Origin of the sequence: Nocardia brasiliensis ATCC 700358 (assembly GCF_000250675.2) — a bacterium.
GTDB classification, from domain to species: Bacteria; Actinomycetota; Actinomycetes; order Mycobacteriales; family Mycobacteriaceae; genus Nocardia; species Nocardia brasiliensis_B.
The window spans coordinates 7,329,444-7,349,500 of the sequence record NC_018681.1 but is presented as its reverse complement, the minus strand read 5'-3'; the positions used below and the strand labels follow the sequence as shown (position 1 = coordinate 7,349,500).

21 protein-coding genes and 1 pseudogene are annotated in these 20,057 nt (G+C 69.3%); 10 read left to right on the top strand and 12 right to left on the bottom strand.

Features of this window, described 5'->3' with window-relative positions:
* The first annotated feature begins 183 nt into the window (after positions 1-183).
* The gene (locus O3I_RS32640; RefSeq protein ID WP_014987296.1) at positions 184-732 is read left to right on the top strand and encodes an ester cyclase; all 549 of its coding nucleotides are present in this window, start codon (positions 184-186) and stop codon (positions 730-732) included.
* 15 nt (positions 733-747) lie between these two features.
* On the opposite strand, the gene O3I_RS32635 is transcribed toward O3I_RS32640, so the two are convergent.
* The 7 genes and pseudogenes from O3I_RS32635 to O3I_RS32605 all read right to left on the bottom strand — a co-directional run bounded on the left by O3I_RS32635 (position 748) and on the right by O3I_RS32605 (position 7,263).
* Positions 748-1,476, bottom strand: coding sequence for a TetR/AcrR family transcriptional regulator (locus O3I_RS32635; protein WP_014987295.1), 729 nt, complete (start codon positions 1,474-1,476; stop codon positions 748-750).
* A gap of 498 nt (positions 1,477-1,974) precedes the next feature.
* Positions 1,975-2,376 (bottom strand): PaaI family thioesterase, encoded by a 402-nt coding sequence (locus O3I_RS32630; protein WP_014987294.1) that lies wholly within the window; start codon positions 2,374-2,376, stop codon positions 1,975-1,977.
* Between the two features lie 36 nt (positions 2,377-2,412).
* Complete coding sequence (locus O3I_RS32625; RefSeq protein WP_051067052.1) at positions 2,413-3,627, bottom strand: MFS transporter; 1,215 nt, start codon at positions 3,625-3,627, stop codon at positions 2,413-2,415.
* Positions 3,628-3,712: 85 nt separating this feature from the next.
* Positions 3,713-4,846 (bottom strand): annotated as a pseudogene (locus O3I_RS32620) (transcription termination factor Rho, short form); the annotation flags it as partial.
* Positions 4,847-5,199: 353 nt separating this feature from the next.
* Positions 5,200-5,892, bottom strand: a complete 693-nt coding sequence (locus tag O3I_RS32615) for a hypothetical protein (RefSeq protein ID WP_014987291.1) — start codon at positions 5,890-5,892, stop codon at positions 5,200-5,202.
* Positions 5,893-6,117: 225 nt separating this feature from the next.
* Positions 6,118-6,867 (bottom strand): SDR family oxidoreductase, encoded by a 750-nt coding sequence (locus O3I_RS32610; RefSeq protein ID WP_014987290.1) that lies wholly within the window; start codon positions 6,865-6,867, stop codon positions 6,118-6,120.
* A gap of 24 nt (positions 6,868-6,891) precedes the next feature.
* Positions 6,892-7,263: a hypothetical protein gene (locus O3I_RS32605; protein WP_041563010.1), complete on the bottom strand. Its 372-nt coding sequence runs from the start codon at positions 7,261-7,263 to the stop codon at positions 6,892-6,894.
* A gap of 130 nt (positions 7,264-7,393) precedes the next feature.
* On the opposite strand from O3I_RS32605, the gene O3I_RS32600 reads away from it, so the two are divergent.
* Positions 7,394-8,032 (top strand): sigma-70 family RNA polymerase sigma factor, encoded by a 639-nt coding sequence (locus O3I_RS32600; RefSeq protein ID WP_237748173.1) that lies wholly within the window; start codon positions 7,394-7,396, stop codon positions 8,030-8,032.
* A 26-nt stretch (positions 8,033-8,058) separates the two neighbouring features.
* Here the strand turns inward: O3I_RS32600 and O3I_RS32595 are convergent, their stop codons facing one another.
* The gene (locus tag O3I_RS32595; RefSeq protein ID WP_014987287.1) at positions 8,059-8,655 is read right to left on the bottom strand and encodes a hypothetical protein; all 597 of its coding nucleotides are present in this window, start codon (positions 8,653-8,655) and stop codon (positions 8,059-8,061) included.
* Positions 8,656-9,015: 360 nt separating this feature from the next.
* On the opposite strand from O3I_RS32595, the gene O3I_RS47095 reads away from it, so the two are divergent.
* The 3 genes from O3I_RS47095 (at position 9,016) to O3I_RS46605 (ending at position 11,887) form a co-directional block, all read left to right on the top strand.
* Positions 9,016-10,335 carry an N-acetylmuramoyl-L-alanine amidase gene (locus O3I_RS47095; protein WP_014987286.1) on the top strand — a complete coding sequence of 440 codons (1,320 nt, stop codon included), beginning with the start codon at positions 9,016-9,018 and terminating at the stop codon, positions 10,333-10,335.
* A 76-nt stretch (positions 10,336-10,411) separates the two neighbouring features.
* A complete protein-coding gene (locus tag O3I_RS32585; protein ID WP_041564652.1) occupies positions 10,412-11,461 on the top strand; it encodes a CobW family GTP-binding protein in 1,050 nt (349 codons plus the stop codon).
* Between the two features lie 9 nt (positions 11,462-11,470).
* The gene (locus O3I_RS46605) at positions 11,471-11,887 is read left to right on the top strand and encodes a hypothetical protein (RefSeq protein WP_014987284.1); all 417 of its coding nucleotides are present in this window, start codon (positions 11,471-11,473) and stop codon (positions 11,885-11,887) included.
* Here the strand turns inward: O3I_RS46605 and O3I_RS32575 are convergent.
* From O3I_RS32575 to glp, 4 genes are all read right to left on the bottom strand, one after another.
* Positions 11,877-12,857: an AraC family transcriptional regulator gene (locus O3I_RS32575; protein ID WP_014987283.1), complete on the bottom strand. Its 981-nt coding sequence runs from the start codon at positions 12,855-12,857 to the stop codon at positions 11,877-11,879. The genes O3I_RS46605 and O3I_RS32575 overlap by 11 nt on opposite strands.
* Before the next feature lie 162 nt (positions 12,858-13,019).
* Positions 13,020-13,457 (bottom strand): molybdenum cofactor biosynthesis protein MoaE, encoded by a 438-nt coding sequence (locus O3I_RS32570; protein WP_014987282.1) that lies wholly within the window; start codon positions 13,455-13,457, stop codon positions 13,020-13,022.
* Positions 13,444-14,445 carry a bifunctional molybdenum cofactor biosynthesis protein MoaC/MoaB gene (moaCB, locus tag O3I_RS32565; RefSeq protein ID WP_014987281.1) on the bottom strand — a complete coding sequence of 334 codons (1,002 nt, stop codon included), beginning with the start codon at positions 14,443-14,445 and terminating at the stop codon, positions 13,444-13,446. Before moaCB ends, O3I_RS32570 begins: the two co-directional genes overlap by 14 nt.
* A 40-nt stretch (positions 14,446-14,485) precedes the next feature.
* On the bottom strand, positions 14,486-15,733 hold the full coding sequence (gene glp, locus O3I_RS32560) for a gephyrin-like molybdotransferase Glp (RefSeq protein ID WP_014987280.1): 1,248 nt from the start codon (positions 15,731-15,733) through the stop codon (positions 14,486-14,488).
* 139 nt (positions 15,734-15,872) lie between these two features.
* Between glp and moaA the strand changes: the two genes are divergently transcribed.
* From moaA to O3I_RS32535, 5 genes are all read left to right on the top strand, one after another.
* A complete protein-coding gene (gene moaA / locus O3I_RS32555) occupies positions 15,873-16,931 on the top strand; it encodes a GTP 3',8-cyclase MoaA (RefSeq protein WP_041563009.1) in 1,059 nt (352 codons plus the stop codon).
* Positions 16,924-17,166, top strand: coding sequence for a MoaD/ThiS family protein (locus tag O3I_RS32550; protein ID WP_014987278.1), 243 nt, complete (start codon positions 16,924-16,926; stop codon positions 17,164-17,166). The genes moaA and O3I_RS32550 overlap by 8 nt, the downstream gene beginning before the upstream one ends.
* Positions 17,167-17,250: 84 nt before the next feature.
* Positions 17,251-17,964, top strand: a complete 714-nt coding sequence (locus tag O3I_RS32545; RefSeq protein WP_041564650.1) for a YciI family protein — start codon at positions 17,251-17,253, stop codon at positions 17,962-17,964.
* A gap of 116 nt (positions 17,965-18,080) precedes the next feature.
* Positions 18,081-18,794, top strand: coding sequence for a YciI family protein (locus O3I_RS32540; protein WP_014987276.1), 714 nt, complete (start codon positions 18,081-18,083; stop codon positions 18,792-18,794).
* A 2-nt stretch (positions 18,795-18,796) separates the two neighbouring features.
* Entirely contained in the window at positions 18,797-20,044 is a 1,248-nt protein-coding gene (locus tag O3I_RS32535; RefSeq protein ID WP_014987275.1) for an RNA polymerase sigma factor, read from the top strand.
* The last annotated feature ends 13 nt before the right edge of the window (positions 20,045-20,057 follow it).

Here is a 20,057-nt window from a genome sequence, read left to right as displayed (position 1 = left end):
CATTATTCTGCTGTTATCACAGGGTTATGCCGGAGGGCTCTTCGGGCATGACGATGTTATCGGATCGAATGACGTTGTTATGGCCTGCATTCGGTGGCGACTAATACGTAAACGATTGCCCGTGGGTCGAATTGGGCGGCTATGCTGAGGGCGCGAATCAGTGTCGGCGAAAGGCGTTGCGTCATGGATCCGTACCGCACCGGGGAGTTCCGCGTCGAGCCCGAGGCCGAGACGATCGCGAGCGCGGCCTGGCTGGCCGAGTTCACCGCAGGCTACATCGCGGGCTGGAACAGCGGCGACAGCACCGCGGTCGGGAAGTGCGCTACGGAAGACACCGTCTGGTACGACCCGTCGCTCGGCCGGCGCGCGGCCGGTCGCACCGCGGTCGAGGAATTCGTCGCGGACACGGTGCGATCGTTCCCGGATGTGGCCTATGTCAGTCCTTTTCCGCCCGTGCTCGCCGCGGACGGCAAACTGGCGGTGGTGCCGTGGCGGATGACCGGCACGCACCTCGGCCCCATCGAGCCGCCCGGGTTCGCCGCCACCGGCAAGAAGATAGATCTGCTGGTGGTCGACCTCTGGCAGTTCCGGGCGGGGCTCATCTGGCGCAGCCAGTCGAGCTGGGATCTCACCGAGATGTTGTTGCAGCTGGGGCTGATGCCACCCCGGGGCAGCGCCGCCGAACGCGCGATGGCCCGCGCGCAGCGGGTACGGTCCCGGCTGCCGTTCTGAGCCGCCGGGCGCCGGTCAGTCGACCGCGGTGAACCGTTCCATCGCCTCGATCACCGAGCGCCCGATCTCGTCCATTTCCGCGCCCATGCCGATGAGCAGGTTCATGATCGCGGGCACGAGTACTTCGAGCAATCCTTCGTCGCCGAGGTGTCCGGCCATCTCCAGTTGGACGAAGCCGAACAGGCCCATCCACAGCTGCGCGGCGGCGGAGCGCACATCGGGGGTGTCGATCAGGTGGGCCTCTTGTGCCCGGCGCACCGTGTCGACCACGTGGTCGAACGTCTCCTGATAATGTTCGAATTCTGAATCATTCTCGGCGACAAGGACATTGCCGCGATTGATCTTCATATCGATGCGCTGCGATCCGGTGCCGAACATCAGTTGGAAAAGTTCGGGCCTGCGTTGCGCCTCGTCCCGGAAGACCAGTCCGAGCACCAGCAGATCCGTGATCGGATCGTCGGTCATATCGAATTCGTCCATCCGCGCGCCGAGCAGCGCGAAACCCGCCGACCCCGCCGCCCGGATGAGACCCGCCATGCCGCCGAAGTTGGAGTACACCGCCATCGTCGAGACGCCGCACATGCCGGATACGCGGCGCACGGTCAGCGCGTGCAGGCCTTGCGTGGACACCACCTCGACGGTCGCGTCGATGAGCCGGTCGCGCAGGGCGGTGTTGAGCGGGTCCGGTGAATGCTCCAGCGGCGCGGCGAGTTCCGCAGTCCCTGCGGGTATACGTTCGTTCATCGCATCCGTTCGTGGCCGCGGGCGGGACCGGTCAGACAGTGGCGGCAGCGAGTCCGGACCGAAAGGTGACGGTGCGTGGTCGCCGGAATGTCGAACGAGATTCGCTGTCGGATTACTCGCCCGGTGGGGCGAGAAGTCTTCGGTCGCGCACGGAAATTCCGAGCGCAGTGCGAGTTACGGGAAAGGGGGAGAGCTGCGGTGGCAGGCTTCGCGGGGGATCGGCACCCGGTGGAGCGCCTTTCGGAACCCGAGGGTCGGCACTGAATCTCTAGGTGACAAAGTGTAACATCAACCCGGGCTACCCGAGATGCTTTGTGTCATTCCGTATTTCGCGGATAGTTTTTCGAATGGTTTGTGAGGCTTGACAATGGTGCGTCCCGGCGGGGAGTGGCCCGTCACAGCTTCCTGCCCGAATTGTCGGCATCCGCGTCGCCGGTATTCCGCATATCATCTGCTGTTCGTGCACCACGTCGGCGGACTCGACGAGAGTGCGCGCGCCTAGAGCACCGCTTGGGTTTGGGTCACCTTGGCGACGAGTTTCCCGGCGTCGTCGCGTATTTCGGTCTCGACGACGATGAACGAGCGGCCGGCGTGCAGCGGGGTGGCCGAGGCGGTGGCATAGCCCGAGCGAACCGCGCGTAGGAAGTTCGTTTTGGATTCGACGGTGGTCGTGCCCTGTTTACCTTCGGGCAGGTTCAAATAGGCGCACACCGCCCCCGTCGCGTCGGCCAGCGACATCAGCACCCCGCCGTGCATCACACCGCCCAGGGTGCACAGCGATTCGTCCCAGGAGAGGCGGCTGCGCACCAGGGCGGGACCGTGCTCGAGCACCTCGATGCCGAGCCGCTCGGTGAACGGCATGGTCTGGTGGAAGAGCATGGTGCCCGTCTCGTCGATCATGGTGCCGATCCTGCCCGAGGGGTGGGGCCGAGTCGATTACCCCCGGGGTAATGGTGTGGGGTCCGGCCAGGTGTGGCGTCGCAAGGCGTGCACCGCCACCGGGACGAGCACGAGCGCCGCGGTCAGTCCGCCGAGCATCAGCAGCGTGCTGGGCGTCGTCCGGTCGAGCACGCCGCCCCCGGCGAGCGCGCCGAGGGCGAACGTGGCCTGGAACGCGGCGGTGAACAGCACGGCGGCGGCCTCCGGCACTGTCGGGGCGGCCTTGGCGAACCAGGCCTGCGAGGACACCGGTACCGCGCCGTAGCCGAGCCCCCAGACGACGAGCAGGCACAGCGCGCCCGGCAGTGATCGGCCGAGCACCGGCAGCAGCAGCGCGGCGAGCGCGATGAGCGCCGCGGCGCACCCGAAGGTGGCGCGCGGGTACCGGGAGATCGTGGCACCGCCCAGGAAATTGCCGAGAATGCCCGCGACCCCGTAGCTCAGCAGCACGAGCGTGACCAGACCCGGGCCGAGCCGGGGCACCTGCTCGAGAAACGGCGTCACGTAGGTGTAGGTACCGAAATGGGCGAAGACGACGAGAAACGTGACCAGCAACGCGAATCGAATATTGCTGCCGCGCAGCAGGATGCGCAGCACGGCCGCGTCGGTGCCGCGGCGGGCGGGCAGCGGCGGCAGGAACACCACCAGCATGCCGAGTACCAGCGCGGACAGTGCGCCGAGCGCCGCGAAAGTCACGCGCCAGCCCGCTATCTCGCCGAACAACGTGCCCGCGGGCACGCCGAGCACGGAGCCGAGCGGCACCGCGGCGAAGATCACCGCGGTGGCCCGGGGCACCGCGGCGGTGGGCACGAGGCGCTCGGCCAGCCCGGCCGCGATGGACCAGAAGCCGCCGATGGTGACGCCGACGAGCACCCGGGACACCAGCACGAGCGGGTACGCGGATGCCACGGCCATCAGCACGTTCGCGGTGACGAGCAGGAACATGAACAGGCACAACATGATTCGGCGATCGATCCGGCCGGACGCGACGGTCACCACGGGCGCGGCGACGGCGGCGATCAGTCCGGGCGCGGCCATCATCAGCCCGGCGTTGCCGTCGGAGACGGTGAAGTCGGCACCGATCGAGGTGAGCAGTCCGATCGGCAGGATCTCGGTGGTGACGATCGCGAAGATCGCGAGGGTCACCGCGGCGACGGCGAGCCGGCCGGTTCGCGCGTTCGGCGCGGATGTCGTTGCGGGAGTTCGGAGCATCGTGGACACGTCGCCCAGTCCAGCAGCGGGCGGCGCGGGCTTCCGGCGGGTTTCGGCCGGGACCGTATCGAGGGCGAAAACCCGCTCAGCCGCGCATGGGGGCGAGGAACTCCGCGTTCGTCTCGGACTTGCGCAGACCCTCGAGCAGCAGGTCGAGCGCCTGCTGTCCGTCCAGCGTGCCGAGCGTGCGGCGCAGCGTGTCGATCGTGGCGCGCTCGGCGGGCGCGAGCAGCAATTCGTCGTGGCGAGTACTGGATTGGGCGATATCGACGGCGGGGAAGACGCGCCGGTTCGCGGCGGCGCGATCCAGTTTCAGTTCGGCGTTACCGGTGCCCTTGTACTCCTCGAAGATCACCGTATCGGCCACCGAGCCGGTCTCCACCAGGGCGGTGGCGATGATGGTGAGCGAGCCGCCGTGCTCGAAATTGCGGGCCGCGCCCAGGAAGCGCTTGGGCGGGGCGAGGGCGGCGGCCTCGACGCCGCCGGACAGCACCCGGCCCGAGGAGGGGCTGGCCAGGTTGTAGGCGCGGGCGAGCCGGGTCAGCGAATCGAGCAGCACGACCACGTCGCGGCCCATTTCGGCCAGGCGTTTGGCGTGCTCGATGGCGAGTTCGGCCACCGCGACATGCTCCTTGGCGGGCTGGTCGAAGGTGGACGCGGCGACAGCGGCGGGCACCGCTCGGCTGAGGTCGGTGACCTCTTCGGGACGCTCGCCGACCAGCACGAGCATGAGTTCGCACTCGGGGTGGTTCTTCGCGATGCCGTGCGCGATGGCTTGCAGCACAGAAGTTTTGCCTGCCTTGGGCGGTGCGACGATGAGCGCGCGCTGCCCCTTGCCGATCGGCATCACCAGGTCGGTCACCCGGGTGGTGAGCGCGTGCTGCTCGGTTTCCAGGCGCAGGCGTTCGTTGGGGTGGATGGGGACGAGCTCGGCGAAGACGGGCCGGTCGGTGAGTTTGTCGGGCGTCTGCCCGTTGACCGTCGCCACCGTCAGCAGCTGCGCGGGTTTGTCGTTCGTACTTTCGGATTGTGCTGTGCCGGTGAGGAAGTCGCCGCGCCGCAGCTGGTGCGTACGGACGAGGCGCTGGGGCACGGTGAGGTCGAGCGGGCTGGGAGCGTATCCGTCGACGCGGAGGGTGGCCCGGTTTCCGACGAGGTCGAGGATGCCGGTGACCGAGCGTGTCGACTGCTCAGAAGTATTGGTGTTCATGGGATTTCCTTCAGGTGATGGTTCGTGGGGTACGGCGAACGGCCGGATATGCGACGGCGTAGCGAGACGCGTCGTCAGAGGTGGGATCCTCGGGATACCGGAACGGCGCTGAAAGCCGGATTCGGAGAGGGGATCTCGGATACCTGGTGGGAGGAGCTACCTACATCCACAAGGAGAAGACCTGGCCGAGAGTACCTGGTCGATCTACACCACGCAAGGGTGGTGCGTCCAGCAGGGGGAACGACCTGCGACGCACGAATATTCCCCGCCTCGCGCGATCGCACCGACCGTCGACACGACGATGCCCGGTCCGGGACGCGAAAAGCGTCCCGGACCGGGCATCGGAAGGAAGGTGGCGCGGGTTATCCGTAGACGGCGCTGAAGAACTGGATCGCGCTGGCGATGCCGACCGGGACGCCGAGCAGCACCATGCCCGCCGCTGCCCCGAGGGCGATGCCGACGCCCGCGCCGGCGAGGCACAGGCCGATCGGGCCCGCGAAGAACGTCGGCACCACGAGCGGAGCGCCGATGATGGCGCCTGCGACGCAGCCGAGGACGCCGCCGACGATGGTGCCGACCAGGGTGCCGATCGCGGTGGCCAGGCCGAACTGGGTGGCGGCGGTGCTGAGTGCGGTGTTGAAGTCGGCGCCCGCGATGTCCTTGGCCTCGGCCGGCTTCAGCATGGCGGCGGGGCGGGCCGTCGCCGGGTCGGTGCTCGGCGTGAACGTGGCGGTGTTGCCGTCGATCTGGGCCGCGATCGGCCATTCCAGGCCGTCTTTCAGATATGTCAGCGGCATTCCGGCAACCAGGTGTCCCTGGTTATCCAGCACCTGGAACTGCGTGCCCTGGGTGGTCAGTGAGCCGGCGTCGGTCTTCAGGACAACCGATTTGTCCACCACATTCGCGGTGTAACGGATGCCGGGCAGAATATCGGTCTGCACGGTCGTCTCGGGGGCCGGGGCCGGGTCGACGGGCGCCGCGTAGGCGGTGCCGCTCGTGATGCCGATGGCCGCGATGACCAGGGTGGACGCGGCAGCGAACTTCTTGACCTTCATGTACCTCAAACACTTTCCTCAGCAGGAGCACCTTCGGCCCCTCGGGGGCTCGAGCCGGCGCGGCCCATAAATACGAACCTCCGCACAGGTTCGTCGGGGTTTATTACGTGAACGTAACAAGCACTGCAAAGGAAGCGTCAAATAGCGGCCGCAGGTGTTAAAGAAATATAAATTCGGACATTCAGCTAACTCTCAGCGCCCGTTTATGTGGCGCACAGCACTTTTTCAGCCGAGGCGCTGGACCACCGCACCCGGCAACCGCGGCAGCACCAGATCGATCAGCCGCCACGGCCACGCCGGCACGCACGCCCGGCGCTGTTCCTTTTCGATCGCGCCGACCATCGCCGCGACGCCTTTCGCCAGCGGCGCCACCAAGCGCGCGTCACCGGCCTTGGCGGCCATGTCGGTGGCGATGAACCCGGGCAGCAGCGTGGTGACGGCGATCGGCGAGCTCGCCAGTTCGGTGGACAGCGCCTGCCCGAGCGCGGCGAGACCGGCCTTGCTCGCCGAGTACGCGGCCTTCTTGCCCGGCAGCCCGCGAATCGCGCTCATCGAGGACACCAGCACCAGGTGTCCGGCGTGCTGGGCGCGGAAGATCTCCAACGCCGCCTCGGCCTGGGCCAGCGCACTGACGAAATTCGTTGTCGCCGTAGCGATATTGGCGTCCGCGCGGCCGGTGCCGAGCACCGCGCCCTTGCCGATGCCCGCGTTGACGATCACCCGGTCCAGCCCGCCGAGTTCGTCGCGTAACTCGCCGAACACCCGCGGCACCGCCGGATGGTCGTCGACGTCGAGTGCGCGGACGGCGACCGTGATGCCGGGGTGTGCGGCGCACAGCTCGGCACGCAGCGCGGTCAACGCGTCCAGGCGACGAGCGCACAGCGCGAGATCGCGGCCCTTGCTCGCGAAATCGCGGGCCATCGCCGCGCCGAGCCCGGCGCTCGCGCCGGTGATCAGAATCTTCGTCCGCGTCATGGCCCGACGATAGCGCCGCCTCGCTCAGCCGCCGAAGGAGCCCGAGCGGGGCGGCGCGGGCACCAGTCGCCACGGTCCGCAGTTCTTCGTCTTGAACGCCAGATCGGTGGGCTTGATCTCCGCGAGCACCCGGCCGCCGCGGGTGTAGTCGTTGCCGATGATGTAGCGCATGTCGGTGTTGTCGCCCTCGACCTTGAACAGCCTGCGCCAGTCGCACGGGTGGTCGCGGTCCGGCGCGCCCGGCGCCTCCCACCAGCCCGGGAAGATGTCGACGCCCACCAGGTAGAGGCCGTCCTCGGGCATCGTGTTCGCGGGTTCCGCGGCAGCCGTGGCGGCACCGAGCAGGGTCAGCGCGGACGCCATGGCACCCGCGACAAGAAGCGTGCCTGCACGCATGGTGATGTTCTCCTCGAATCGTGCTCCGACCCCCGCGCAGCGGTTGACCTGGGAGATCGGCGAATCTCCGGGGCCAAGATCTACCAGAGGTCGCGGTCGGATGTGGCGCGTTTCGCTTTTTCTTGTGGCGATGCATGACCGGTTCGCCCGCGCTGTTGTCATCGGTCCGGTCCGCCGCGATATCTCAGGTATGACGTGTGCTCGGCTCGAGTCCGGCCGGACAGCTCGGCGGCCGGTCCCCTGCGGTGCGGCCTGCGCGGGGTTGTGTACCGACGCGGGCCTCGCGGCGGTATTGGCGAGCGACCGGGCTCTGCTGCACTGGCGTGCCGTGCGGATGCTGGGCGACAGCGGCTTGGCCGAACAAGCGGTGCAGGAGTCGCTGCTGCGGGCGTGGCGTTCGTGCGCGTACTTCGACGAAACCAAGGGCACCGTGCGCACCTGGCTGTTGACCATCCTGCGCAACGTCGTCATCGACATTGCCCGCTCGCGCGCCGCGCGTCCCGGCGACAGCGGTTGGGACGAGATCGGCGAACTGAGCGACGTCCGCTACGCCCACCCCGACTTCTCGGAGGGCCTGGTCGACGGACTCCTCGTCGCCGAATTGCTCGCCCGGCTACCCGCCTCGCAGCGCGAAGCGGTGGTCGAGGTGATCCTGCGCGACCGCGCCTACCAAGAAGTGGCCGACGATATCGGCGTCCCCGTAGGCACCGTGAAAACCCGCGTCCACTACGCCCTGCGCTCCCTGCGCAGGCTGCCCCGCGGCGCCTGAGCCGTCGGAAAGGCGGCACCACCCGCCTATCCGCTGCGCCGGGTGACGAAGTCGAACTCGAGGTATTGCTCTGCGGCGGAAGGGATATGGGTGAGGGTCAGCTCGGCGAGGTTGCCCTGGTCGGTCTGCACGCAGAGGTGGCTGCCGGTCGTCAGGTGGTAGACGTCGTCCAGCGTCTGCGTCCAGCTGACCGTCGGGATCGCGGCGCAGCGGTCGGCGCCGGTACGGGTTCGATCCTGTGGTACCGCGAAGCGCGCGTTGCCGTCGGTCATGGCGTTGAGGGAGTCGGCGGTTTTGGAGGGGCTCATATCGACACCGGGCACGTTCTGGTCCCGCACCTGCCCGTTGTCCAGGTCGATGCCTTCGACGTTGACCAGTTTGGCGTGCCCTTGCGCGAGCGGGGGTTCGGTCGTGGTCGTCGGAGCCGCGGACGGTGACGGCGTCGAGGGCGCCGGGGGAACGGTCGGCTCGGCGGAGTCGGGCCCGGAGCATTGCGCGATACCGAAGATCAGCGCCACCACCGCACCGATCACGCCCGCCGCGCTGCCGACCACGGTCCAGAAGTGGGTCGATCCGTACCTGCTGCCGCTGCGCGCGGGCGGTGCGGGTTCGTGCTCTGCCATCTGCTGCCCCCTGGTGCCGGAAAATGTCGGAATAGGGCACAGGCGTAAACGCAACCCGCGCCGCAGAAGCGGTACCGCGCGATCGGCTGAACACCAAAAACCTTACACAGCAACGGCTCTCTCGATGGCGGATTCGCCGGCGACGTTCCCGGGTGACCGTGCCGCGTCGGCGGTTCCGGCTGAACGGTTGCTGAACTCGCCGCTGTCGGGCAGGTGACCAACTGTGAACACGCGTCTTCGGCGGTAACGGTTCAGTAACCGGTGTTGCTATCCTGATGCTTGCGTTGCCAGAGTGAACCACTGGGTTTGGTGTTACTAATGGGAAGGGAGAGGTGCCCGGTCCCGGGGTGCCGACCGAACATGAAGCAGCCAAGCATCATCAAGGCCGGAGTAGCTTCCGCCGTCACGGCCGCGGTCACGGTGACGCTGTCCGGGCTCGTCCCGGGTACCGCGAGCGCCGGCCCCGCCTTCCCCGAGATGGCGAAGAAGCTGACGGGCAAAACGGTGTTCCTCGACCCCGGCCATCAGGGGCCAGGGCACGGCGAGAACGTGGCCAAGCAGGTCAGCGACGGTCGCGGCGGTATGAAGGACTGCCAGACCACCGGGATGACCACGGTGCACGGCGTCCCGGAACACACCATCAACTGGAACGTCGCGCAGCTGGTGCAGACCTCGTTGGAGAGTCTCGGCGCGCGCGTGGTGCTGAGCAGGCAGGACGACCAGGGCTGGGGCGGTTGTATCGATGAGCGGGCCGCCGCCGCGAACAAGTCGGGCGCCGACGTCGCGGTCAGTATCCACGCCGACAGCGCGCCCGCCGATCAGCGCGGCTTCCATCTGATCGTGCCCGAACTTCCTATTCCCGACGCGATGATCGACAAGGTCCAGTCGGGTGCGGGGCTGGCGGCGTCGAAGGCGATGCGCGACGCGTACTTGCAGTCGGGCTTCGTCCCGGCGCCGTACGCCAGTGCCGATGGCCTGATGTCGCGCAGGGATATCGCCGGTCCTGCGCTCACCAAGATCCCCGATGTGTTCATCGAGATGGGCAACGGCGCCAACCTCGACGACGCGGCGCAGCTGGAAAGCCGAGAGGGACAGCTGAAGCACGCGATGACCATCACCACCGGGTTGGTCAGTTATCTGCTGGGCCCGCCGGGAACCACGCCCGCGTCCGCCGGGGCGGCGGACAACGCGACCGCGCCGCAGCCGGATCCGTCCCCTGTGCCCGCTGTCGCGCCGGTGCCGGCGAACTCGCCGCTGCAACCGCATCCGGCATCGATCGATCCGCCGGGCGGACAGGCCGCGCCGCAGACACTGACCCCGCTGCCCGGCCAGGCCGCCCCGCAAGCGCAGACCGTGCCGCAGGCCCAGTCGGTGCCGAACGCCCAGTCCGCGCCGAACGCCCAGACCGCACCGCAGGGCCAGGCCTCGCCGTTCACCCCGCCCGCGCCCGGCACCCAGCAGTCCACACCGGGCACCCAGCAGAGCCCGAGCCTGCCGGGCACCAGCCCGTCCACGGATACCCCGAGCGATATGGCGGCCGTCCGCGAAATCATGGACATGGTGCTCGAACTGGTGATGCCGCTGGCCAAGGCGCTGGGCGTGGACAACAACATGGTCACCGCGGAACTGATCAACCTCGCCTACGCACTCGCGGCCAAGTTCCTGGCACCGGCCAAGTAGCGCGTCCCCGCACGGTCGAACGGCACCCTCGACGAGGGTGCCGTTCGGCGCTTCGGCGGTGCTCGCGTCGCGCAGTATGGTGGTCGGCGTGGCTGACCGGATACCTGTTGTGATCGTCGCGGGGTTTCTCGGCTCCGGGAAGACGACGCTGCTCAACCATCTGCTGCGCAACAGCCGCGGCACCCGGATCGGGGTGGTGGTCAACGACTTCGGCGCGATCAACATCGACTCGATGCTGGTGGCCGGGCAGGTCGACGCGATGGTCTCGCTCGGCAACGGCTGTGTGTGCTGCGCCGTCGACGTCAGCGAACTGGACGAGATGTTCACCCGCCTGGCGCAGCCGCGCGCCAAGATCGACGTGATCGTGGTGGAGGCCAGCGGTCTGGCCGAGCCGCGCAATCTCATCCGCATGGTGGTGGGCAGCGACAACCCGCGCATCCGCTACGGCGGTCTGGTCGAGGTGGTCGACGCCGAGCAGTTCCCGGCGAGCAGTGCGCGCCATCCGGAGCTGACCACGCACCTGCGGCTGGCCGATCTGGTGGTCGTGAACAAGGCCGATCGGGTGCCCGCGAGCGAGCTGGCCACGCTGCGACAGGATATTTCGGCGGTGGTCGGGCAGGTCCCGGTGTACGCCACCACGCACGGCAGGCTCGAGGCGGGCCTGCTGTTCGACGAACCGCTGCGGGAAACACCGCGCGTCGCCGAGCAATTGAGCTTCGACGCACTGCTGCACGAGCACGAGCACGAACCCGGGCACGCGGAGCACCGCCACCTGCACGACGACTACGTCAGCGTTTCTTTCACCAGCGAGCGGGAACTGGACCCACGCCGGTTGATCGAATTCCTGGAGGATCCGCCGCCCGGCCTGTTCCGGGCCAAGGGCTTCGCCACGTTCGCGGTCGCCGAGGAGCGCCGCAAGTTCGTCATGCATCTGGTCGGGCGGCACCTGGTGTTCGAGCCGCAACACTGGGCCCGCGGCGAGCAGCGCGTCACCCAGCTGGTGCTGATCGGCGCGGGCATGGACGTCGAACTGGTCCGCAAACGGCTGGACGACACCGTGCACACCGCCGAGGACTGGCTCGATCCGCAGTCGCTGCTCGGGGTCTGGCGCTACACGCCGCACTGATCCCACGAATTGGCACTGATCCCACGATTTGGCATCGATTCCGCGAAAGTTGGCGCGTTCGGTCCGAAACTGGCGCGTTCGGTTGTGGCGGCGGCGCCGGGCGGACACGAGACTGTCCTGGTGCCCGCCGCGTCGGCACGTGCGCAATGGAGCGAGCATGCCGCGCGACGTGTCGGGGTCGGCGCACCGATTGACGATCGAACAGATTCGTTTGGCGACCGATGGGAGTTTTCCGTGTTGGATTCGCAGGAGAGCGCCACCGCGTATGTGATCGAGGTGCTGGAGGCCAAAGGGACCGCCACGCGCTACGACTTCGATGTGCCCAGCATTGTGGCCGAGTCGCACGCCGTCGCCAACGGCTGGGATTTCCGTGGGATCGAGGACACCACGTTCTGGGGGATCGTGGCGCGTTTCCTCAAACCGTGATCGACCAGCGGCGCGCGGCGCGGCGCATCGAGCCCGCGTCCGAATAGCCGAGGAGTTCGGCTTGGCGCGCTCGGCTCAGCTTGCCTGTCGCGGTCGCCGCATCGAGCCGGGCGGTGCGCGCCCGGTCCAGTTCCTGCCGCCATGTCGTGCCGGCCTCCATCAGGCGGCGTTGCAGCGTTCGTGGGCTGGTGGCCAGGCTGCGGGACACCCGATCCAAGGACACGTCACCGGACTCCAAGGCGTCGGCCAAGGCGGCCGCGACGCGTTCGGGCCAGGCGCCGGCCAGCGGCGGCGGGGGCGGCAGCGCCTCGGCCAGCGGCTGCAGGATCGCGGCGAGCACCGGGTCGCTGGTGGTGAGCGGCAAATCCATGTCGGTCGCGCGGAAGACCATCGCGTCCACCGGCGCGTCGAACTCGATCGCGGTGGTGCCGAACACCTCGACGAACGTGTGCACCTGCGCGGGCGCCGATTGGCGCAACGAAACCCGCAGTGGCGCAAGGGGAGCACGGACCACCCGGCGGGCGCGGCTCAGCACGGCGGTCAGGCCCCACAGCTGGGTGAGGTCACGGCCGCGGCCCTCGCCCCGGATCATGTCGAGATAGAGGGTGACTTCCTCGTCGTTCTCCGCGACGAGGTCGAAACGATGGTTGGTGGTCACCGCGGTGACGTACGGCCCGCAGGTGGCCAGGCCCGCGCCGAGGGTCGGCGCGGTGGAGAACAGATAGTCGTAGAGTCCGAGCGTGGGCAGCTGGTAGCGCCGGGCCACATGCAACGCGACGTCCGGGTCACCCAGTCCGTGCTCGCCGAGCTCCCACAACCGGGAGAAGGTGTGGCTGGGCAGGTGCACGTCGTCACCGGCCATCGTCCACTCCGGTAGCCCGGTCTCCCTGATCAGCCGGTCTCGATCGAGCCCGGCCGCGCCGAGTTGAGAGATGACGAAGCGGTGCAGCAGAACCTGGTCGGTGCCCATCGCGTCCTCCCGTGTCTCGCGGGGGTCCCCGCCACCCCGGTGCTGTGCTGAATGGCTGCGCTGAGCAGGTCCGCCAGGCTGAACCAGCCGTCGATGAACTGCGCGCGCGAAAACGCTAACTCCGGCGTGTTGATTCGTCATAGGATTCATGTCACGGGCTTGTTACGCCCCACAGGCGTTGACCCATTCGGACAATCCGTCGGCGAACAGCTGCCGCTTCCAGATCGGCACCTCGTGTTTGATCCGGTCCACCAATTCGGCGCACGCGGTGAACGCTTCCGCGCGGTGCGCCGCGGCGACGGCCACGACGATCGCGTCGTCGCCGATCGTCAACTCGCCCACCCGGTGCACGGCCGCGACCGGCAACTCCGACGAGGCGGCCAGTTCGGCGCAGACCTTGCGCAGGAAGCGCTCTGCCTCCGGGTGCGCCGAGTACTCCAGGGCGGCGACCGCCTGGCCGCCGTCGTGGTCGCGCACCTTTCCGGTGAACACCACGACCGCGCCGTAGTGCGGTCCGGTCACCGCGGCTTCGACCTCGGCCGCGTCGAGCGGCTGGGCGCTGATCCGCGCGAGCCGGACGGTGGGTTCAGTTGTCGTCATGGTTGCCGCCTCCGGCTACTTGCGCGAGCAGATGATCGAGCAGTGGTTCGAGCACCGCGATACCGTCCTTGACGCCGCCGGGCGAGCCCGGCAGGTTCACCAGCACCGACCGGCCGGACAGCCCGGCCACGCCGCGGCTGAGCGCGGCGAGCGGAAACTTCGCGGTGCCGCGCTGACGGATCGCCTCGGCGACGCCGGGTAGTTCCCGGTCGAGCAGGGCGAGGGTGGCCTCGGGGGTCGCGTCGGTGGGCGAGGCGCCGGTGCCGCCGGTGCTGACCACCAGCGACGGCTGGAACCGCAGCGCGTCGGCCAGGCCGACGGCGATATCGGCGTCGGCGTACACCAGCGGTCCGCGCACCGAAAAGCCGAGACCCGCAAGCCATTCCGTGAGCACGGGGCCGGTCGTGTCGACCCGGGTACCCGCGGCGGCGCCGGTCGAGGCGACCACGACCACCGCGGAGCGCGACTCGAAATCTGTTTGTGCGCTCACGGTTTCGGGCGCGGATGCGGGTGTCGCCGCCGACTGTTCCCAATGTCCTTGCTTGCCACCGTCTTTGGTGAGCAAACGGACGTCGTTCAGCGTCGCCGCCGGATCGACCGCCTTCACCATGTCGTGCAGCGTCAGTCCCGCGACCGCCACCGCGGTGAGCGCCTCCATCTCGACGCCGGTGGGCCCCTTGGTCTTCGCGGTCGCCTCGATGGTGATCGCGGTATCGGTGAAACCGAACTCGACCTTGACCGAGGACAGCGCCAGCTGATGGCACAGCGGGATCAGCTCCGAGGTCTTCTTCGCCCCGGCGATGCCTGCGATCCGCGCGGTGGACAGCACATCGGCCTTGGGCAGGTCGTCGGCGCGCACCAGCGCGATCACCTCGGCGGTGGTTCGCAGCTCGCCCGCCGCGAGCGCGACCCGGGTGGTGTCGGCCTTCGCGCTCACATCCACCATGCGGGCCCGGCCCTCGCCGTCCACATGGGACAACTCACTCATCGCCTACTCCTCGGGTAACTCCGCTGTGCGACAAGGCGTGTCACAGCGTCCACACTCGTACCACGGTGCCCGCGGGCAGCGTGGTGGCCGCGGCGGGCACGTCGATCAGGACGTCGGCCCACGCCATGCTCGCGATCAGGTGCGAGCCGGGACCGGACACCACCTCGACCGCCTCCGGAAGCTGCTGCGACGCAGGCAGATCACCGGATTCCGGATGAATCAGCTTGCCGCGCAGGAATTGCCGCTTACCCTGCGGCGAGCGGGCGACCGCGTTGCGCAGCGGCAGGTCGTAACTCGGCACCGGAGCCAGTCCGGCGAGCCGGCGCAGGATCGGCCGGGCGAACACCTCGAACGACACCATGGTGCTGACCGGGTTGCCCGGGAAGCTCAGCACCGGCACCCCGTCGACCACGGTGCGTCCCTGCGGTCCGCCGGGCTGTACGGCCACCGGCCCGAACTGCCCGCCGAGCGGCTCGAGCACGTCCTTGACCACCTCGAAGTCGCCCTTGGACACCCCGCCGGAGGTGAAGACGACGTCGGCGGAGCCGGTCGCGGCGGCGAGCAGCTTGCGGAACTGGGCGGGATCGTCGGTGCTGTGCTCGACCGAGACGACGGTGACGCCGTTCGCGGTGAGCGCGGCCGCCAGCGCGATCCCGTTGGAGTTGTAGATCTGCCCGGGGCGCAGCTCGGTACCCGCCGGGACCAGCTCGTCACCGGTGGTGATGATCGCGGCGAGCACCGGGCGCACCACCGCGACGGCGGGCAACCCGACCGCGGCGAGCGCGGCGATGTGCCGGGGCGCGAGGGTGGTGCCCGCGCGGGCGAGCAGATCGCCCGCGTGCACGTCGGTACCCGGCTCGCGGACGAATTCGCCTGCGCTGCGGCCGCGTTCGACGGTCACCGTGCCCTCGTCCGCGCGCGCGTCCTCGACCGGGACCACACAGTCCGCGCCGGGCGGGATCGGCGCGCCGGTCATCACCTTCATCGCCGCGCCCGGCGGCAGCGGTGTCTGCCCCGCGTTGCCCGCCGCGACCACGCCGGCCAGCGGCAGCGTCACGGGGGCGACCGCGACGGACGCGGCGCGCACCGCGTAGCCGTCCATCGCCGAATTGCGGAACACCGGCAGGTCGACGGGCGCGCGGACATCGTCGGCCAGCTGCCTGCCCAACGCGTGCGGCACCGCGACGTCCTCGACCGCCCGCGCGGCCAACGGGCGCAACAGCTGTTCGATGCTGTCGCGGTACTCGTCGACCGGCCGGGCCGAGATACTGGCGGGCCTTGGATTCATGCGAGCCAGCGTAATCGGTGCCGATCGGTACCGGCCGCCTGTCCCGCTTGTACGAAGCTCAGAAAAATGTCCGGTGCTCGGCGGCGGTTTCCGTACCTTCGGCGGCTGACCACCGAGGGCCGGAGGTCATAATGGACACGTGACTCTGGTCGAGATGGGGATACCTGCCGTGCGGTCCGGGCGTCCCTCGCTCGACGGACGCCCCGACACGCCCTTCCTGCTGGACCGCTTCGGGCGGGTGGCGCGCGATCTGCGCGTGTCCATCACGGAGAAGTGCTCGCTGCGCTGTACCTACTGCATGCCCGAGGAGGGCCTGCCCGCGATCCCGCCGGACGAGCTGCTGACCGTCGACGAGATCGTCCGGCTGGTGCGGCTCGCGGTGCGCGAACTCGGTGTGCGGGAGGTCCGGTTCACCGGCGGTGAGCCGTTGATGCGCCGGGATCTGGAGCGGATCATCGCGGGCTGCCACGAACAGGTGCCGGACGTGCCGCTGGCGATGACGACCAACGGCGTCGGGCTAGAGCACCGCGCGCACGCGTTGGCAGCCGCGGGGCTGCACCGGGTGAACGTCTCGCTGGACACCGTGGATCGGGCCGGTTTCGCCAAGCTGACCCGCCGCGATCGGCTCGGCTCCGCGTTGGCGGGGATCCGCGCCGCGCGCGACGCCGGGCTCGCGCCGGTGAAGATCAACGCCGTGCTGATGCGCGAAACACTCTCCGGCGCAGCGGATCTGCTGCAGTGGTGCCTCGACGAGCAGTGCGCGCTGCGGTTCATCGAGGAGATGCCGCTGGACGCCGACCACGAATGGGCGCGCGCCAATATGGTCACCGCCGCCGAACTGCTCGACGTGCTCGGCGCGCGGTTCACGCTGACCCCCGCGGGTCGCGACGATCCGGCCGCGCCCGCCGAGACCTGGCTGGTGAACGGCGGTCCCGCCACCGTCGGCATCATCGCCTCGGTCACCCGCAAGTTCTGTGACAGCTGCGACCGCACCCGGCTCACCGCCGACGGCATGCTGCGCTCCTGCCTGTTCAGCGATCAGGAATACGATCTGCGCCAGGTGCTGCGCTCGGGGGCCGGCGACGACGAACTGGCTACGCTGTGGCGCGGTGCGATGTGGAACAAATGGGCTGGTCACGGGATCGACGCCGAGGGTTTCGTCCCGCCCGAACGCACGATGGGAGCCATCGGTGGTTGAGATCCGCTACTTCGCCGCGATCGCGGACGCCGTCGGCAAGGACCGGGAGCACCTGGACTTCCCGGTCGGCGCGACCGTCGGCGACCTGCGTTCCACCCTGTCCGCGTCGTACGGACCCGACCTGGACAAGATGCTGTCGGTCTGTGCCTATCTGGTCGGTGACGAACTCACCCGCGATCCCGCCGCGGCCCTGACCCAGCGGGTGGATGTGCTGCCGCCCTTCGCGGGCGGTTAGAGCCTGATGTAGAGACCCGGTGGCGGTGTTCGTCGCTTGAATAGAGGGGCAGCAGGCCCTTCGATTCGAGGAAGGATGGCGATCATGCAGTACTTGGCGACATTGGTGGGACCCGCGGACGCGCCCTACGCCGAGCCGGGCACCCCGGAATTCGACGCGGAGGTCGCGCGTTACGCCGCCTTCGAGGCCGCGGCGGGCGCGGCGATCGCGGGCGGCGTCGCGCTGTTCCCGGCGGAGACCGCCGTCGAACTCCGGCACACCGGTGGCAGGCTGATCACGACCAACGGCCCGTTCCCCGAGCAGACCGAGGTGGTCGGCGGGTTCCTCGTGTTCGACTGCGCGGACCTGGACGAGGCCATCGAACTGGCCCGGCAGGCCCCCGCGGCCGAGGACGGCGCGGTCGAACTGCGTCCGCTGGTCCAATGGGCGCCGCACGCCGAGCCCGGCCCGGACTGGTGGCTCGCGCTGCTCTGGGAGACGCCGGGCGCGGTGATCGCGCCGGGCACCCCCGAATGGGATCCCGCGGTGGCCGAGCATCAGCGGTTCGGCGCGAAGTTCGGCGCAGCGATCCGCGGCGGCGGGGCCGTACAGCCGCCGGCCACCGCGACGACCGTGCGGGTCCGCGACGGACGCCTGTCCCTCACCGACGGCCCGTTCGCCGAATCGGCCGACGTGATCGACGGCCTGTACCTGTTCGCCGCCCCGGACCAGGCCGCCGCGACCGAGATCGCGAGCCAGATCCCCTGTGGCGAGAAAGGACACGTGGAACTGCGCCGCGTCGTCGAACTCGACGACTGAGCGCAGGACCCGCGAGTAGAAATAGTTTCGGGTCGGGTGTAGAGAAATCCGCGCGGCGTTCGTCGTCTGGGTAGGGAAGGGTATCGGGCCCCTCCGTTCGAGGAAGGTTGGCGACCATGCACTACTTGGCCACGATTGTCGGCGGCGAATCCGGACCGAGCGCCGCGCCGGGCACACCCGAGTTCACCGCGGGCGTCGCGAAGTACGCGGCGTTCCAGGAGCAGGCGGCCGCGGCGATCGCGGGCGGCGCGGCGCTCTACCCGTCGGCGACGGCGGTCAATATCCGCGGCGGTGCGGGCGAAACACTGATCACCGATGGTCCGTTCACCGAACAGAACGAGGTGGTCACCGGTTTCTACGTGTTCGACTGCGCGAACCTGGACGAGGCGGTCCAGCTCGCCAGGAAGATCCCGGCGGCGGCGCAGGGCTCGATCGAGGTGCGGCCGATGCAGATGTGGCTGCCGCACTCGACGCCCGGCGCCGACTGGTGGTTGGCGCTGCTGTGGTCGCCGCAGGGCGATTTCGTCGCACCAGACACGCCGGAGTGGGACGCGATGGCCGCCGCACATCAGCAGTTCGTCGAGCAGGTGGGCGCGGCGATCCGGGGCGGCGGCGCGCTGCGGCCGCCGACCGAGGCGACCATCGTGCGGGAACGCGATGGCGGGCTGTTGCGCACCGATGGTCCGTTCACCGAGGGCGCCGAGGTGGTCGACGGGCTCTATGTGTTCACCGCGGCGAGTCCGGCGCAGGCCGGCGAGATCGGGGCGCGGATCCCGCGTGGCGAGAAGGGGCGCACCGAGGTGCGCCGGATCGTCGACGTGGGTTTCTGATCGTGCGCGACGGCCAGGACACGGCGATCGACGGCATCTACCGGGCCGAATTCGGCCGTGCCCTGGCCACGGTCGCCCGGCTGGTCGGCGATATCGGGCTGGCCGAGGACGCGGTGCACGAGGCGTTCGCCGACGCGCTGCGCAGTTGGCCGGAGCGCGGGGTGCCGGCCAACCCGGGCGCCTGGATCACCACCGCGGCGCGCAATCGCGCACTGGACCGGGTGCGGCGCGAATCGGCCCGGGGCGCCAAAGAGCAGGACGCCGTCCTGCTGACCGTGCCGAACGAGGAGCCCGACGTGACGCCGGTACCGGACGACCAACTCCGCATGATCTTCACCTGCTGCCATCCCGCGCTGTCGCAGGAATCTCAGGTCGCCTTGACGTTGCGGCTGGTGTGCGGGTTGCGCACGGTCGAGATCGCCCGGGCCTTCCTGCAGCCGGAACACACTGTGGCGCAACGGCTCACCCGGGCGAAGGCGAAGATCCGCGCGGCCGGTATTCCGTTGCGGGTGCCGCCGGTGCACCTGCTGCCCGAGCGGGTGCCCGCCGTGCTGGCGTGCGTCTACCTGGTGTTCACCGAGGGCTACGCCGCGACCACGGGCCCGGCCGCCATCCGAGACGAGTTGTGCGACGAGGCGATCCGGCTCGGACGGCTGCTGTGCGGGTTGCTGCCGGGGGAGCCGGAGGCGCGGGCGCTGCTCGCCCTGATGCTGCTGAACGACAGTCGCCGAACCCAAAGGCGCAGTGCCGAAGGCGATCTGGTGCCGCTCGAGGACCAGGACCGGGCCCGCTGGAATCGGGTCGCGATCGAGTCCGGACTGCGCTGCCTGATCTCGGCCGCCGCGGCGGGCAACGGCCCCTACCTGATCCAGGCCCGGATCGCCGCTGCGCACGCCACCGCGCCCAGCTTCGCGGAAACCGATTGGGCCGCAGTTGTTTCGGCCTACGACGAACTACTCGGGTACTCCGCGTCGCCGGTGATCCGGGTGAACCGGGCGATCGCCGTCGCCTTCCGGCACGGCTTCGACGCGGGCCTGGCCGCGCTGGACGAGGTGGCCGATCATCCCCGCCTCGGTACCTCGCACCTGGTGCCCGCCACCCGCGCCGACCTGCTCCGCCGCGCCGCCCGGTATCCGGAGGCGGCCGACAACTATCGGGTGGCGCTGGAGCGGACCCCGAACGATCAGGTCCGCCGCTTCCTCATCCGCCGCCTGGCCGAGGTGACCGCCCGCATCCGCGCTGACGCGTAACCGGTTGTGGCCG